The organism is Paraburkholderia gardini, from assembly GCF_907164575.1.
In the GTDB taxonomy this organism is placed as follows: domain Bacteria; phylum Pseudomonadota; class Gammaproteobacteria; order Burkholderiales; family Burkholderiaceae; genus Paraburkholderia; species Paraburkholderia gardini.
The window spans coordinates 60,418-74,915 of record NZ_CAJQYY010000031.1; the positions used below are offsets into that span (position 1 = coordinate 60,418).

At 64.3% G+C, this 14,498-nt stretch carries 16 protein-coding genes and 1 pseudogene; 8 read left to right on the plus strand and 9 right to left on the minus strand.

The genetic code is table 11. From position 1 onward, the window contains the following. The 4 genes from LPA34_RS22765 (at position 1) to LPA34_RS22780 (ending at position 5,227) form a co-directional block, all read left to right on the plus strand. Positions 1 to 921 (plus strand): MaoC family dehydratase, encoded by a 921-nt coding sequence (locus tag LPA34_RS22765; RefSeq protein WP_228982495.1) that lies wholly within the window; start codon positions 1 to 3, stop codon positions 919 to 921. A gap of 158 nt (positions 922 to 1,079) precedes the next feature. Next, entirely contained in the window at positions 1,080 to 2,381 is a 1,302-nt protein-coding gene (locus LPA34_RS22770) for an acetyl-CoA C-acetyltransferase (protein ID WP_228982496.1), read from the plus strand. 63 nt (positions 2,382 to 2,444) lie between these two features. Further along, positions 2,445 to 4,238 carry an AMP-binding protein gene (locus LPA34_RS22775; protein WP_324251777.1) on the plus strand — a complete coding sequence of 598 codons (1,794 nt, stop codon included), beginning with the start codon at positions 2,445 to 2,447 and terminating at the stop codon, positions 4,236 to 4,238. Positions 4,239 to 4,288: 50 nt separating this feature from the next. Continuing rightward, a complete protein-coding gene (locus LPA34_RS22780; RefSeq protein ID WP_228982498.1) occupies positions 4,289 to 5,227 on the plus strand; it encodes a DUF1571 domain-containing protein in 939 nt (312 codons plus the stop codon). Here the strand turns inward: LPA34_RS22780 and LPA34_RS22785 are convergent. The 6 genes from LPA34_RS22785 to LPA34_RS22810 form a co-directional block, all read right to left on the minus strand. Next, complete coding sequence (locus LPA34_RS22785) at positions 5,224 to 5,664, minus strand: hypothetical protein (protein ID WP_228982500.1); 441 nt, start codon at positions 5,662 to 5,664, stop codon at positions 5,224 to 5,226. The genes LPA34_RS22780 and LPA34_RS22785 overlap by 4 nt on opposite strands. A 61-nt stretch (positions 5,665 to 5,725) precedes the next feature. After that, positions 5,726 to 7,303: an FAD-binding protein gene (locus tag LPA34_RS22790; protein ID WP_228982502.1), complete on the minus strand. Its 1,578-nt coding sequence runs from the start codon at positions 7,301 to 7,303 to the stop codon at positions 5,726 to 5,728. A gap of 100 nt (positions 7,304 to 7,403) precedes the next feature. Further along, positions 7,404 to 7,898, minus strand: a complete 495-nt coding sequence (locus LPA34_RS22795; protein ID WP_228982503.1) for a hypothetical protein — start codon at positions 7,896 to 7,898, stop codon at positions 7,404 to 7,406. 140 nt (positions 7,899 to 8,038) lie between these two features. Beyond that, positions 8,039 to 8,848, minus strand: coding sequence for an anti-sigma factor family protein (locus LPA34_RS22800; protein ID WP_228982504.1), 810 nt, complete (start codon positions 8,846 to 8,848; stop codon positions 8,039 to 8,041). Beyond that, on the minus strand, positions 8,848 to 9,381 hold the full coding sequence (locus tag LPA34_RS22805; RefSeq protein WP_228982533.1) for a sigma-70 family RNA polymerase sigma factor: 534 nt from the start codon (positions 9,379 to 9,381) through the stop codon (positions 8,848 to 8,850). Before LPA34_RS22805 ends, LPA34_RS22800 begins: the two co-directional genes overlap by 1 nt. Positions 9,382 to 9,394: 13 nt before the next feature. Further along, positions 9,395 to 9,532 (minus strand): hypothetical protein, encoded by a 138-nt coding sequence (locus tag LPA34_RS22810; protein ID WP_228982505.1) that lies wholly within the window; start codon positions 9,530 to 9,532, stop codon positions 9,395 to 9,397. A gap of 437 nt (positions 9,533 to 9,969) precedes the next feature. Here LPA34_RS22810 and hfq point away from each other — a divergent pair, with 437 nt between their 5' ends. Then, positions 9,970 to 10,494, plus strand: coding sequence for an RNA chaperone Hfq (gene hfq, locus LPA34_RS22815; RefSeq protein ID WP_228982506.1), 525 nt, complete (start codon positions 9,970 to 9,972; stop codon positions 10,492 to 10,494). Positions 10,495 to 10,546: 52 nt separating this feature from the next. On the opposite strand, the gene LPA34_RS22820 is transcribed toward hfq, so the two are convergent. Beyond that, positions 10,547 to 10,795 carry a hypothetical protein gene (locus LPA34_RS22820; protein WP_228982507.1) on the minus strand — a complete coding sequence of 83 codons (249 nt, stop codon included), beginning with the start codon at positions 10,793 to 10,795 and terminating at the stop codon, positions 10,547 to 10,549. Between the two features lie 230 nt (positions 10,796 to 11,025). Here LPA34_RS22820 and LPA34_RS22825 point away from each other — a divergent pair, with 230 nt between their 5' ends. After that, positions 11,026 to 11,199 (plus strand): hypothetical protein, encoded by a 174-nt coding sequence (locus tag LPA34_RS22825; RefSeq protein WP_228982509.1) that lies wholly within the window; start codon positions 11,026 to 11,028, stop codon positions 11,197 to 11,199. A gap of 131 nt (positions 11,200 to 11,330) precedes the next feature. Further along, the gene (locus LPA34_RS22830; protein ID WP_228982512.1) at positions 11,331 to 12,521 is read left to right on the plus strand and encodes a low temperature requirement protein A; all 1,191 of its coding nucleotides are present in this window, start codon (positions 11,331 to 11,333) and stop codon (positions 12,519 to 12,521) included. Positions 12,522 to 12,767: 246 nt separating this feature from the next. Here LPA34_RS22830 and LPA34_RS22835 read toward each other — a convergent pair whose 3' ends face one another. Further along, a complete protein-coding gene (locus tag LPA34_RS22835; RefSeq protein ID WP_228982514.1) occupies positions 12,768 to 13,508 on the minus strand; it encodes a DUF2968 domain-containing protein in 741 nt (246 codons plus the stop codon). Positions 13,509 to 13,553: 45 nt separating this feature from the next. After that, positions 13,554 to 13,637 (minus strand): annotated as a pseudogene (locus tag LPA34_RS22840) (helix-turn-helix domain-containing protein); the annotation flags it as partial. 338 nt (positions 13,638 to 13,975) lie between these two features. Between LPA34_RS22840 and LPA34_RS22845 the strand changes: the two are divergent. Beyond that, the coding region (locus LPA34_RS22845) for an IS110 family RNA-guided transposase (RefSeq protein ID WP_228982516.1) at positions 13,976 to 14,498 on the plus strand (523 nt) is incomplete at its 3' end.

The window sequence follows — 14,498 nt, forward strand, 5'->3', positions numbered from 1 at the left end:
ATGGGCGAGCCCTCCCGCTTCGGCGAGACACCTGGCGCCGTGCGCCCGGAAACGGTGATGATCCAGCGTCTGCCGCAACCTGCCGCGCTCTACGGGCGGGCGCTGTCCGGTGTGTTCAAGCGTGGCCGTGCAACGCGTCTGCCGCCGCTGCGGCTCGTGCGCCCCGCCGTGCCACTCGAACAGGCCGCGATCGATCGCTATGCACGCGTCTGCGGTTTCATTCCGGAGCAGGGTCTGCCGTTCACGTTTCCGCATCTGCTCGCGTTTCCGCTGCATCTGCTGATACTCACCGACCCGGCCTTTCCATGGCCTGCACCAGGACTCGTGCATCTCGCGAACAGCGTGCATCAGCACCAGCCGCTCTATCCCGACGACGTGCTGCGCGTCGAAGTCGAATTCGGTGCGCTGCTGCGTCACGAAAAAGGCCAGGTGTTCGTACTCCATTCGCGCCTCTACCGACGCGGTGAAGCAGTCTGGGACGGCGACAGTGTCTATCTGAAGCGCGGCATCGCGCCGGACGGCGTGAGAGGTTCCGCGCTCGCGCCACTGCAGATCGAGCGCGCCGCGCTGGTTCGTCACACGCGCTGGCAGTTGCCGCCGCAGCTGGGCCGCGATTACGCGAGGGTATCCGGCGACTACAACCCGATTCACCTGAGCACCCTTTCCGCGCGGGCATTCGGCTTTCCGCGCGCGATCGCGCACGGCATGTGGACGCTCGCGCGCGCGGCGGCCGCATTGCAGCCGCCCAAACGCCTCGCAAACGCCGTCATCAGCGGCGAATTCAAGCTGCCGATGTTTCTGCCGGGCGACGCATCGATCTGGACGTCGTCCACCGCGCCGACCATGCGCGAGCTCGAAGTGCGCGACAGCGCCGGCGAAAAACCGCATCTGCGCGCGCGACTTCAGTGGACGCTGCAATGAGCGCCCATGCCATGCGTTACGTTATGTCACGTCACGGCGAAATCGTGGAATCAATGTCGTACGTATTTCGTTACTGCTTTTGCAGCGGTCGATGCAGACGATCCGCCGCATTCGTCTGAATCTATCGATAATCAGGGCATGACCTGAAGGAGCCGAGCATGTCTCACCCGCTTCCTGCCGTGCGGCGCGTCGCCGTCGTCGGCGGCAACCGCATTCCGTTCGCGCGGTCCAACACGGCTTACGCAAGCGCATCGAACCAGGACATGCTGACGTTCACGCTGCAGGGTCTGATCGACCGCTTCAACCTGCACGGCATGAGACTGGGCGAAGTCGCGGCGGGCGCGGTCATCAAACATTCACGTGACTTCAACCTGACGCGCGAATCGCTGCTCTCCACCACGCTCGCGAAGGAAACCCCTGCCTACGACGTGCAGCAGGCCTGCGGCACCGGCCTCGAAGCAGCGATTCTCGTCGCGAACAAGATCGCGCTCGGGCAGATCGAAGCGGGCATCGCGGGCGGCGTCGATACGACGTCGGACGCGCCGGTCGGCGTCAACGAAAAGATGCGCCAGATCCTCCTCGAAGCGAACCGCGGCAAGACAACCGGCCAGCGCGTCGGCGCGCTGGCAAAGCTGCGCCCGCGGATGTTTTTCACACCGCTGCTGCCGCGCAACGTCGAGCCGCGCACGGGCCTTTCGATGGGCGAGCATTGCGAGCGCATGGCGAAGCGTTGGGGCATCGAGCGCGAAGCGCAGGATGCGCTCGCGCTCGAAAGCCACCGCAAGCTCGCAGAAGCCAGCCGGAACGGTTTCCTCAATGATCTGATGACGCCGTATCGCGGCCTGACAGGCGACAACAACCTGCGCGCCGATCTCACGCCCGAAAAACTCGCCGGGCTCAAGCCCGCATTCGATCGCGACGCGGGCACGCTGACGGCCGGCAATTCGACGCCGCTCACCGACGGTGCGTCCGCCGTGCTGCTTGCGAGCGAAGCGTGGGCGGCCGAACGCGGCCTGCCGGTGCTCGCGTATCTGACATGGTCGGAGACCGCCGCTGTCGATTTCTTCGATAAAAAGGAAGGCCTGCTGATGGCGCCCGCGTATGCGGTGCCGCGCATGCTGGCGCGCGCCGGCCTGAGCCTGCAGGACTTCGACTTCTACGAAATTCACGAGGCGTTCGCGGCGCAGGTGCTGTGCACGCTCGCGGCGTGGCAGGATGACGAGTATTGCCGCACGCAACTGGACCTGCCCGGCCCGCTCGGCACGATCGATCGCACGAAACTGAACGTGAACGGCGGTTCGCTCGCAACGGGCCATCCGTTCGCGGCCACCGGCGGACGTATCGTTGCAGGACTCGCAAAGCTGCTTGCTCAACTCGACAAGCCAGCAGGCACCGCGCGCGGACTGATCTCGATCTGCGCGGCGGGCGGCCAGGGCGTTGTCGCCATTCTCGAACGCTAGCGGCACCACGGTGAGCATTAAAATGACAACCACAACAATACAGTCAGACTCAGGAGACAAGCGATGATCCCGACCACGCAATCGCCTTCGACAGGCGCAGCATCTTCGCAGGACGCCATGGGCGGAGCCGCATCGAAGGCATCGACAGTGCCGAATACCGACGGCATCTGGTTCGACTCCTGGCCATCCGGCGTGCCGCACGAAATCGACGTCAACCAGTACGCGTCGCTCGTGCAGTTTTTCGACGAATGCGTCGCGCAGTTCCGCGAGCGCGTGGCGTACGTGAGCGTCGGCGAAGAGATGACGTATGGCGAACTCGCGCGCAAGGCCACCGCGTTCGCCGCCTACCTGCAGGGCATCGGCGTGAAACCCGGCGATCGCGTCGCGATCATGCTGCCGAACACCTTCCAGTATCCGGTGTCGCTCTTTGGCGTGCTGAAGGCCGGTGCGGTGGTCGTGAACGTGAATCCGCTCTACACCGTGCGCGAACTCGCCCATCAGCTCAAGGACAGCGGCGCGCAGACGATCATCGTGTTCGAGAACTTCGCGAAGGTGGTCGAAGAGGCGCTGCCCGGCACGAAGGTGCAAAACGTGATCGTGACCGGGCTCGGCGATCTGCTCAAGGATGGCCTGAACATCAAGGGCCGTCTGATCAATTTCATGCTGCGCCACGTCAAGAAACTGGTGCCGGCCTGGCACATTCCGCAAGCCGTGAAACTACTCGACGCGCTGGCGACCGGCTACACGCGTCCGCTCACCCCCGTGCATCCGACGCATGACGACATCGCGTTCCTGCAATACACCGGCGGCACCACGGGTGTTGCGAAAGGCGCGATGCTCACGCATCGCAACATCATCGCGAACCTGCTGCAGGCAAAGGCGTGGTCCGCCGGTCAACTGACGGGCGATGCCGAGACCGTGCTCACGCCGTTGCCGCTTTATCACATCTTTTCGCTGACAGTGAACGCGCTGATTTTCATGGGACTCGGCGGGCGCAACATCCTGATCGCGAATCCGCGCGACGTGAAGCGCGTGATGATGATCATCCGTCACGAGAAATTCACCGGCATCACGGCGGTCAATACACTCTATAACGCGTTCCTCGAAAACGAAGAGTTCTGCAAGCGCGATTTCTCGAACCTGAAGCTCGCGATGGCAGGTGGCATGGCAACGCAGAAGGCCGTCGCGGATCGCTTCAAGGCGGTGACCGGCCAGCCGATCATCGAAGGTTACGGGCTCACCGAATGCTCGCCGATCGTCTCGATGAATCCGGTCGACCTGAAGCACATGCGCGATTTCGAAGGCTCGATCGGCCTGCCCGCGCCTTCCACGCAGGTTCGTTTCAGGAAGGACGACGGTACGTGGGCGAACGTAGGCGAAGCGGGCGAGTTGTGCGTGAAGGGTCCGCAGGTGATGAAGGGCTACTGGAACCGTCCGGAGGAAACCGCGAAGGTGTTCGACGAAGATGGCTGGCTCGCCACCGGTGACATCGGCGTCATGGATTCGCGCGGTTTCATGCGTCTCATCGATCGCAAGAAGGACATGATTCTCGTGTCCGGCTTCAACGTGTACCCGAACGAAGTGGAAGACGTGATCGCGATGCATCCGGATGTGCGCGAAGTCGCGGCCATCGGCATCCCCGATGCCGCGCAGGGCGAGCGCATCAAGGTGTTCATCGTGCCGCGCAACCGCTCGCTCACGCAGGAGCAGGTCATCGCGCATTGCCGCAAGTTGCTGACAGGTTACAAGGTGCCGAAGGTGGTCGAGTTCCGCGACGAACTGCCGCAAACCAACGTCGGCAAGATCCTGCGCCGTCAGTTGCGCGAAGAGGAACTCGCAAAGCAGAAGCCGGAGTAAGCGCGCACCGGCAAACCGTGCGCACCGGCGTTGACCCGGGAGAGAGCAGGATGACGTATCCGCGGTATCGATCGACGCGCACTGCACCGCACGTCCGTTTCGTCGCATGCGGGGTGCTGGTTTGCGCGGGCATCGTGGCGAATGCTGTCCACGCGCAGGGCGGCACGCCCTCGCCTTTGCTCTCGCCCACCGGCGCGGCAACCACCATCGTCGCGCCGGCGCAGGTCGGCCGGCTGCCCGTCGATCAGCAGGTGCGCTGGCTGCGTCGCGCATCGCAAAGCGGCGCCCTCGAGAAACTCGATGACGCGCAGCTGCTCGCGCTGTTCCAGTCGCTCGATTCGCAGACTGTGCCGCGCTACGTGAAGGAAGGGCCAAACGGTTATCCGTCGTATGAGTTCACGATGGCGCGGCAGGAACGCATCCGGGGCGTGTGGCCCGACAAGCCTGATCATATGCTCGTGCGCCTCACGCGCGACCCGCTGCGGATCTACGCGAAATGGCTGCCCGACGGCGCGCATTCGGGCCAGGAAATCATCTACGACGAATCGAAACGCAGCGATGAAATGTACGGCCACCTTGGCGGCCTCCTGAACGTGATGCCGCTGTGGACGTCGCTAAACGGCGCACTCGCGCGCGCCCAGTCGAACCATCAGGTGCGCGATCTCGGAACGGAATACATCGCGCAGCAGTTTCTCTCGGAAGGGCAGAAGTTTGCCGACGCCGGCATCGGGCATCCGAACCAGATCGAGGTGAAAACCATCGACGACGTGCGCGTGGTCGCCTTCACCTATGAAACGCCGACCGGCCAGCCCGCGTTCTACGCAAAAAAGGAAACGCTCGGGCTCGATCTGCGGCATCCGTGGTTTCGCAGCGTCGAATCCTATGACAACGAAGGCCGGATCTTCGAGAAAATCGTCTTCGAAACCGTCACGCCGAAAACCTTCGACGACGCTACATTCGACCCGAAAAATCCGGGTTACAGGTTCTAGGCTTCGTCTTTTGCGTTTCTGGTTTTGCGTGTTACGTCGCGCGGGCGGGTTGCGCAGTCAATGACGAAGTGGGATGCCCCCGTCGACTCCAGCCTGCGTGAAATGTCTCGCTGTAAAGCGGCTCCGCCCATCGTGCGTGCAACGAACTGCGTCAGCACGAAATAATCGGAGCGACGCGTCACGCCGATCAGCAAACCGCGCTTTTGCACGACGTGCGGCGCGAGCGTCGCATACCAGAGCGCGCCGATATCCTCGCCGGTATCGAACGCGGGCAAACCGCTCGCCGCCGCGTGTTCCGCCAGCGCGCGGCCATGTGCGAGCGTCAGGTCATACACCGCAATTGTGCCGGGCATGCGGATCGCGTGCGCAAACGCGGGCGTCGCGCACCCAGCCGCGACGAGCAGCACGCTGTGTGTCATGAACGTGCGTCGATCCATCTGCGTCCCCCTGCGCATGCGTCGTGTGAATCCAGATGCCCACGGTCGTCCGCGTTCACGTTCACGTGTAACCCCGCTTGTCGCGCCATGCGCGCGGCCAGATGCCCTGCTTGCCCGGCGACAGAATGCCCGCGGGATCGAGCGCGTCCTTGACCGTCTCCGACAGCCGCAGCATCGCGCCATCGTTGAAGCTGTATTGCGCCGCGGCGAAATCCATGTACGCGAGGTGCGCGCGATATTCGCCGTAGCCCGCGGCTCGCGCGTCGCTCATCAGCGCGCGCAGCAGATCGCCCGCGACTTCAGGTTGCCGCGCGTCGTCGCGATCGAAAATGATCGCGAAGATGTGATGCAGATGGCGCGTGCCCGCCGTGAAGCCGCCGTAGTAATCGAAGCCATATTCCGCCGCGCGCGCCTTCACCATCGTGTACTGACGCATCGCATCGCGGCCGGTTGCCGGACACACCGGCGAGAAATCGACATGCGCACCCGCGCCGCCCCGCCAGTCGAGCATGCGAAACGCGCTCATCGCGGGAATGCCGGCGAGGTTGCGGTCGCCACCGCCGGCAGGCTGCGCATCGCCCGCGTAACGCGCCGCCGACAGCACCGCGCCCGGCACTCGCGCAAACGCACGATGCACGCTTGCGTACTGCGCGTCGATCACGTCCTCGTTGCCGTAGAGCGCGAAATGCAGGTTCCAGCGGCCGATGTGCAACCGGTCCATCATCGCGAGAACCGCGCGCTCGGGCATCGGCCCCGCACCGTCGTAATACTGCGAGCGCGGTGCAAGACCTGCTGCACGCCGGATCGCCCCTTCGATCACCGCGTGGTTGCGGATCGTGTCGTCGAGCCGCAGCGGCCGCAGCGTTTCGACGATCGTCTCAAGATCGCTTTCGTTGCGAAACTGGAATTCGCCGAGCAGATACGCAGGCGGTGCCGGCATCAGCCACACGCCCATCTTCGTGACGATGCCGAAGTTCGACTGCATGAACATCGCATCGAACGACGGGCCATAGCCTGGCTTGTACAACTGCCACGACGTACCGGGCTCGATGCCGCCCATGCCTGTGCGCACCACGTCGCCGTTTGCCAGCACGACTTCCATGCCGCACTGCGTCGCGGCATGATCGCCGTACGGTGTATAGCCAAAACCGCGTTCGAGCGTGTTGCCGATCACGCTGCCCCAGCCCGCCGCGGGCGGATCGACCCACAGCCGGTAACCCTTGTCGCGCAGATGCGCGTGGAGATAGAAATAGCTGACGCCCGGTTCGACGAGCGCGTAAGCGAGCGATTCATCGACATGGAGGATCCGGTTCATCCGTTGCAGGTCGAGCACGACGGAGCCGGCCAGACGCGGCGCCGCGCCGCCGTACGCGAAGTTGCGTCCGGTCGAAACGGTCCACAGTGGAATGCGAAACTGCGTGGCGACGCGCAACAGCGCGCGGATTTCATCCACGGAAGCCGGCAGCAGCGCGGCCGATGCGGCGAAATCAAACGCCTTGCCGGGCGCAAACGGATCGCGATACGGCGCAAGCCCCGTGGACGACGACACGACGTTAGCGGCGCCGACAATCGACGCCCACGCATCGAGCGCGCGCTCGAAGTTCGCTCCGGATACGGCCGGCGGCAAGATGCGGTCCAAGTCACCCTCCTCGATGCAGGCGGCCATCGACTGTCGACGGCCGACAGCGGTGCAACCGGCACGCACAAACGCCGGTGCGAACGGAGCGTGATGTCACCCGCTAGCGTCGCCCCCGTCCGCCCGACAAGCCGCCGGTCGGCCGCATACCGCCCATGCCGTGAAAACCGCCGCCTGTGCCGTGAAAGCCGCCGTGCATGCCCATGCCATACGATGGATGTCCGTAGTGGATGGGATCCATGTGATGGAAGTGGTGAAAATGATCGACGAAGATAAACGAGGCACCCACGCCGATCGCAACAGGCGGCCCCCAGTACCACGGGTCGTAATACGGATAGTACGGATACGCGGGAACGGGGTAAATGGCGGCCTCGCTGCCGTCGGCGTCCTGCACGATCTGCCAGGTGCCGTCCGGCTGCCGGCACGCGCGTCCGACAATCTGCTGCGTCACACCGTCGATTTGTGCCTCGCCGAAAACAGTACGGCACATCAGCGCCGGATCGTTCAGCGGATCGTCCGTCACCGATTGCGATGCCACCGGCGTCGTGCATGCGATGCAAGTACCCAGCACCGCTCCCAGTCCAGTCAGATTGCGCATGATGCTGCCCTGCCTTGACGGCTTGCGTCGCCGTCCTTGCCGATCCCCGCGCGGTCCTGCCTTTGTATGTCCTTGTTCCTTGTCGTGCGTTGCGTTGCTTCAGTGTCGTCGGGCTGCCAGCGCCACGGGCAAAAAGCACGTTATTGCCATGACTCCGGCCGCCCGCCGAGCTCGCTGCAGACATCGATTGCGATGGTGCGCAGCTTGCCTTCCGAAATCGGTCCGGAAAGCGCGTAGCCCATTTCGTCGCTCACCCAGTAGAACGTGCGGCGGTTGCCGTCGCGGAACAGGCGGAACGCCGTTTCACCCTTTCGCGTGGCGGTGACGTAAAGCGTCAGGCGCGCGCCGAGGTGATTCTCGTACATGAACTGCGCCGCGGGCCCCGCTTCGCCCGGCAGCAGCCGGCCTCCGACGAGCGTATAGCCGTACTCCTGCAGCGATGGCACCGAAAGCGACCGGTTCAGCCGCTTCGAGAGCCACGTGATGAGATGCTCCTCTTCGGACGCGGCCACTTCCACTGGATGCCGGCGCTCCGGCGTGTAGACGGCATAAGCGATATCGGCGCGCTGCGCGAACGTGGGCTCGCCGCTTCCGCCACCGATCAGGCGCGGCGCGATCGGCGCGAGCGTCAGCGCGAGGCTCGCGCCCGCCACCAGCCAGCACGCCGCGATTCCCGCCTGCCCCCACCACGGCCGGTGCGGACGCAAAACGACCACCTGTGGCGCGCTGTTGTGCGCCGCCGATGCGCCGAGCGCCTGCAAGGCGGCCTTTTGCGCCCGGTAGCCGGCGACCCGGCTGGCCGCGTCCGGATCCTGCTCCAGCCGTTCAAGGAGCGCCGCGCGCGCGCTTTCGGGCAACTCGTCGTCGACGAGCGCCGATAGCGCGCGCAGATCCAGCCCGGATGCGCAATCAGGATCGTGAACGTGATCGTGTTCTTCGTCGTTCGTCATCACGCGCCTCTTACGACTTTCAACGGCGGGGTTTTGCGCGCCGGGCCTTCGGTCAGCAGGGCCCGCATGTGTTCACGCGCGCGGGACAACCGCGACATCACCGTACCGATCGGCACCCCAAGCGCCGTCGATGTTTCCTGATACGACAATTCCTCGATACACACCAGTAGCAAAACCTCGCGTTGCTCGACCGGCAGGTAATACAGCGCCCGCTGCACATCGCGCAGCACGAGCCCGTCGACCTCGCCGTGCGGCGCTTCCATGTTTCGCCACGGCGCGCTTTCGTCGTCGACGGCGATCTCGCGGCGCATCCGCAGCTGGTCGATATACAGATGCCGCAGGATCGTCAGCAGCCACGCGCGCAGGTTCGTATCCGGCCGGAACGCCGTCCAGCGGGCGAGCGCGCGCTCCGCGGTGTCCTGCACCAGATCGTCCGCCCACGCGACATCACCCGTCAGCGCGCGCGCATAGCGGCGCAGCTGCGGGAGCCATGAAATGACGTCGGCTTCGAAGCTCGCCCGCCGGGCGTTCAGACGCAGCACAGAGTCAGTAGCCGCCGCTGCTGCTGCCGCTGCTCGACGTGCCGCTGCCCGAGGCGCCCATATCGCCACACGCCGCCGTCAGCGACGAAAGCGCGAGTACGAGAACCGTCAGTGCAGCGGAAAGAATGCGAGGCATGTTCATCAGTCGTCTCCTGCGGGTGGGCACTGGACGGCGCGGGCGCCGCCCCACGGACGTGCGGCAGTCGCGCGGGCCGGCGGGCTCGCCCAGGTTGGGTCGGGTGTCGCGGGTTCCGTCGGACTGGAGGCGCCGGATCATCTGGCGCTCACCATGCAGACTTAACGTTCCCCACCCTGCTTTTATTCCGGCAACCGTTGCCCGCCCCACCCGTGACCGGCCATCACAGGCCGCTGCGGCACGTCATTTCGCGCGCGGGACGGCGATAATTCGTAACTACACGTTACACCATACGTTAAGGGGTGCTTCCGGGCGCGCAAGCCGTTATAGTGGGCGTGAGGCCGCCCGCACAGCGCGTTTGTATCCGGTACAGGGTAGAATCGCGGCGAGTAGCCATTCTTATAACTGACCGCGGCGCATCGCTGCCCGCCTCCGAATCGCCCATGCCTTCCGCAGAATCGCATCCGCAAAACGACTTCATGAACGCAGCGCGCAAAGAACGAAAGCGCGTTGAAATTTATCTCGTCAATGGCATTCGCCTGACGGGATGCATCGAGTCGTTCGATCAGTACCTGGTGATGCTGCGCACGCCCGTTGGCCTGCAGGGCATCTACAAACGCGCCATCTCGACCATCCAGCTCGATACCGGCACCCGTCCGGCGCCGCGCGCGGGCCGGCCGTCGCATGGCGAACACACAACGCGTGGGCCGCACGGCTCGCGCGATCACCGTGAGCCGCGCGAACCCCGCGAGCCGCGTGGCCCGTATGGTTCGGGTTCTTCGGGCCCGTCGTCGTCTTCGCCTTCTTCGTCCGCTCCGGATTCAGGTGCGGGCGGCGGATCGGGTCCGGGCAGCTCGTCGGCCCCGCCGGATCGCCCCGCGTCGGACGGCCCGGTCGTCGTGACGCGTCGCCGGCGCCTGTTCGGCAACGCCAACGGTGACGGCAACAACAATAGCGGCAACGAATAACCGGTCCGGGCGGCCGGTCTTCGGGCGCTTCACGCAATCTGGAAGACCGGCGCTACCGGAGGCGATTGTCGAGTCGCTGCAGGATCGCTTCGATCCGCTTCAGGATGACCTCGACGCGCTGCCCCTGCTGCGGCGTCAATTCAAACCTGCATTTCACCGCGAGCACGCGGCGCTGCCAGTAGTCGGGGCTCAGCGTCCGGTCGACCGGTTGCCGCGTCGCCCATTCCAGATGTGCCAGTTCCGCCTCCACCACGTGCGAGGCATGAACGCGTTGCGCCGGCCCCTTCGTTTTCATGTCCATGTCAGAGTCGCCCTGTCCGTATGTCGACGCGAATGGCACCAGCTTGTGCTATCGCCGTGACACAACCAGGACGAGCGATACGGCGCGATTTTTCAGCTTCCGCCGAAAGTCTTCGATCGGGCCTGACGTGACACCGGCACGCGACGCGGAAATGGCCGGACGGCCAGGTGTTCTGTGCACATGTCTTTGCGCTATGCTGGCTGTTCCACCTCTTCGAGCGGAGCGCAATCATGTCGAAACCCACAACCCGTGCGCCGGAGCCGCAGCCGGAACCGGCCGATCCGACAGACGACCGTCTCGACGAGGCGCTTGAGGAAACCTTTCCCGCCAGCGACCCAATCGCGGTTCATCCCGAAGAGGATGAAGACAAGGCGCGAAAGAGTGCAGGTCGTACGTTGCACTGACCGGGTCATGGCGCGCCATGCGCTGACCATGGCAACACGGTATGTCCGCCCGGACGGGTCCGCGCAGTCGCCGATGACCGGCCGCGCGCGAGCCTGGACGTCCCGGAGCGTCCAGCACAAGGAACGACACCATGCCGACCGGCACCGCCCGTTTCCTGCGTCCACGCGACGGTCAGGAAGCGCGGGTTACCTATGTCGAACTGTTCTTCGACCTGATCTATGCATTCGCGGTCACGCAACTGTCGCACCGGCTCGTCCACGACCTGAGTGCGTTCGGCGCGCTGCAGACGCTCATTCTCTGGTTCGCGGTCTGGCTCGGCTGGCAGTACACGTGCTGGGTCACCAACTGGTTCGATCCCGAGCGTATTCCGGTGCGGCTGCTGCTTTTCGCGGTGATGCTGGTCGGCATGGTGATGGCCGCCAGTCTGCCGCTCGCCTGGGGCGAGCGTGGGCTGGTGTTCGCGATCAGTTACGTGACGATCCAGGTGGGCCGAAGCATCGTCGTGCTGCGTTTTCTGGGCAGCCAGCACGCGCTGACGGCGAACTTCCGGCGCATCTGCGGATGGCTCGTGATTTCGGGTATCGCCTGGATCGTGGGCGGGGTTCTTGAAGGCCCCGGGCGTTTCGCGTGCTGGGCCTTCGCGGTGCTCTGCGAGTACCTGTCGCCCATGTTCGGCTTTCCGCTGCCAGGGCTCGGCCGTTCGGGCGCGGCAGACTGGCGTTCAGCCGAAGGCGGCCATATCGCGGAACGCTGCCAGGCGTTCGTGATACTCGCGCTGGGCGAATCGGTGCTGGTGACCGGCGGTACGCTGTCGGACATCGAGGCATGGAGCGCGCCTGCCGTCATCGCGTTTCTGGTGTGCTTTTTCGGCAGCGTCGCGATGTGGTGGGTGTACTTCGACTCCAGCAGCAGCGCCGGAAGCCGTGCGATCAGACGCTCCGGCGAACCCGGGCTCATGGCCGCGTATTTCCACTATGTGCATGTGATCCTGATCGCCGGGATCATCGTCTGCGCCGCGGCCGACGATCTCGTGATCCTGCATCCGGACGAGCGTATCGCGTGGGCAACAGCGTGGCTGCTCACCGGTGGCCCGGCGATCTTTATCGTGGGCAACGGACTATACAAGCGGGTCGTGTACGGCTGGTTTCCGCTGTCGCATTGGGTCGGGCTTGTCCTGCTCGCAATCGTGTCACCGTTCGCGCTGCACACCGACCTGCTGATGACGGGCGGCCTCACGACCGTCGTCATGATCGTCGTTGCAGTATGGGAGAGTGTGTCGCGGCGGCGCCTCGCGCGGGCGGAAGCAGCGGGCACACAGTAGCGTGGCGGCGCGCCGGAAATCGCCCGAATGGAGAGCTGGGGCGTCGCTGCCGCATCGGTCACCGGCGTATCAACCCCACGACGCGGCGACGCAAGACAGCAACGAAGTTTGACAGGACAGCCAGCAGCAAACGGACACGCCCCGTCCGGCGAACCGGGAACGGAGCGAGTCGAATGCCTGACTGAACCGCGTTAAAACACAGCGCCCATGATGCGCGGCCAGCGCCGCGCCGGGCGCTACGCTCGATTAACGCGAAACCGGCAGACCGGATTCCAGCTGACGCTGCAGGTTGCGCACCTGACGCTGCGCCGTACGCAACTGCTCCTGTGCGGCAAGCTTCTGCGTCTGCAGCGCGGCGGCTTCGTCGCGATTCTGCTTCTGCTGGTCAGCGACGATGGCCTGTTGCTGGCGTGCAACGGTCAGATCAGCCTGGAGGCGGTTCGCGCGGTCCTGCGACAGCGCGACCATGCGTTCCGTGAATGCCTTCTGCGCGTCGAGCCGCGCGCGGCGGATCTCGACGTCGGAAAGCTGCACGGTCTGACGGGCGAAGTCGCGATAGATCGCTTCAGCGCGGCCTTCATCCGACGTCTTGATCACGCGCCAGAAATTCTTCTGCTGGAACAAGGCGACATACCACGTCATCTCCTTGCCGTAGAAGAACAGGCTCGCGCCGTAACTGCCGTTATGGGTCGTGCGCAGCTCGCTGAGTTCCGATCCGTTGATCATCTGTTGCAGCTCAGCGACATTACCTGTCGCCGACTGCTTCGCCTCATCGGCGGTCAGCACGACCGGCTGTGCCGGCGCTGCGGAAAGTACGGAACTCGCGGCAGGATCCGCAGCAGGCAGAGCGGTGGTTTCGCTTGCGACTGCAACGTTTGCGACAGGTTCGGGACTCGTCTGTGCGCAAACAACCTGCATTCCCCCGATCACTACCAGCCCTGCCAACCCAACCAGCTTCAGGTGGCGAACTTTTGACTTATGGTCCATGTTTTTTTGTGCTCGAACATTTGTTTTAGCCTATCTGTCTCATTATTACTCACTTTCACGGGTTTCGGGTTCTTCATCAAAAATTTGGTACTTCCGTATCTTTTCCCACCACACCTTCCGGTTGATGACGCGGTGCGGCCAGGCAGCCCACGTTCGCAGCGACGCCCCCGCGACAGGAAAGCGCCGTGCCCGGGTAGCGTCCGGGCATTGATTAGAGGGCCCACTATCAAACGGCACAGGTGCTTTCACGTATTCTGCCCGGACCCCTTTCAAGGCCTGGCGTCGCCTGACACTCACCACGACGCCGCGCGACTCCAGTCGCGACGATTTTCAACAAGGAGAATGAAATGAACGCGTCCCACCCGGAGCGGTGAGAGCAGAGGCGGGAGGTGGATCCTCACGGGCCAACGGCATCGAAGTGCCCAGGTGGAAAATGCACGCATTTCCCGGCAACCGGAGTATCCACGATGAACAGTATGGCCGTGGGCGTTGATATCGCCAAGCTGGTTTTCCAGGTGCATTACGTCGATCAGGAAACCGGAGAGGTCGTGAACAAGCCGATCAAGCGGGCGAGGTTCCTCGAGCACTTCGCGAATCGAGCACCGTGCCTGATCGGGATGGAGGCGTGCGGCGGCGCCCACCACTGGGCACGGCAACTGACGCAGATGGGTCACGAGGTGAGGCTGATGCCGGCGCAGTTCGTGAAGGCGTTCAACATTCGGAACAAGAACGATGCGGCGGATGCGCGAGCGATCTGGCTGGCGGTGCAGCAGCCGGGCAAGCCGGTGGCGGTGAAGACCGAGATGCAACAGGCGATGCTGGCGCTGCACCGGATGCGCGAGCAACTGGTGAAGTTTCGCACGATGCAGATCAACGGACTGCGCGGTCTGCTGACGGAATACGGCGAGGTGATGAGCAAGGGACGAGCGAAGCTGGACCAGGAAATACCGGCCGCGCTGGGCCGGCTCGCGGATCGCCTGCCGGCGGCGC

Coding starts and splice junctions, on each gene's coding strand:
- LPA34_RS22825 (WP_228982509.1), top strand. CDS start 11,026: ATGTCGAAACCCACAACCCGTGCGCCGGAGCCGCAGCCGGAACCGGCC.
- LPA34_RS22835 (WP_228982514.1), bottom strand. CDS start 13,508: ATGGACCATAAGTCAAAAGTTCGCCACCTGAAGCTGGTTGGGTTGGCA.
- LPA34_RS22765 (WP_228982495.1), top strand. CDS start 1: ATGGGCGAGCCCTCCCGCTTCGGCGAGACACCTGGCGCCGTGCGCCCG.
- LPA34_RS22785 (WP_228982500.1), bottom strand. CDS start 5,664: ATGGATCGACGCACGTTCATGACACACAGCGTGCTGCTCGTCGCGGCT.
- LPA34_RS22800 (WP_228982504.1), bottom strand. CDS start 8,848: ATGACGAACGACGAAGAACACGATCACGTTCACGATCCTGATTGCGCA.
- LPA34_RS22775 (WP_324251777.1), top strand. CDS start 2,445: ATGATCCCGACCACGCAATCGCCTTCGACAGGCGCAGCATCTTCGCAG.
- hfq (WP_228982506.1), top strand. CDS start 9,970: ATGCCTTCCGCAGAATCGCATCCGCAAAACGACTTCATGAACGCAGCG.
- LPA34_RS22780 (WP_228982498.1), top strand. CDS start 4,289: ATGACGTATCCGCGGTATCGATCGACGCGCACTGCACCGCACGTCCGT.
- LPA34_RS22830 (WP_228982512.1), top strand. CDS start 11,331: ATGCCGACCGGCACCGCCCGTTTCCTGCGTCCACGCGACGGTCAGGAA.
- LPA34_RS22795 (WP_228982503.1), bottom strand. CDS start 7,898: ATGCGCAATCTGACTGGACTGGGAGCGGTGCTGGGTACTTGCATCGCA.
- LPA34_RS22810 (WP_228982505.1), bottom strand. CDS start 9,532: ATGAACATGCCTCGCATTCTTTCCGCTGCACTGACGGTTCTCGTACTC.
- LPA34_RS22770 (WP_228982496.1), top strand. CDS start 1,080: ATGTCTCACCCGCTTCCTGCCGTGCGGCGCGTCGCCGTCGTCGGCGGC.
- LPA34_RS22820 (WP_228982507.1), bottom strand. CDS start 10,795: ATGGACATGAAAACGAAGGGGCCGGCGCAACGCGTTCATGCCTCGCAC.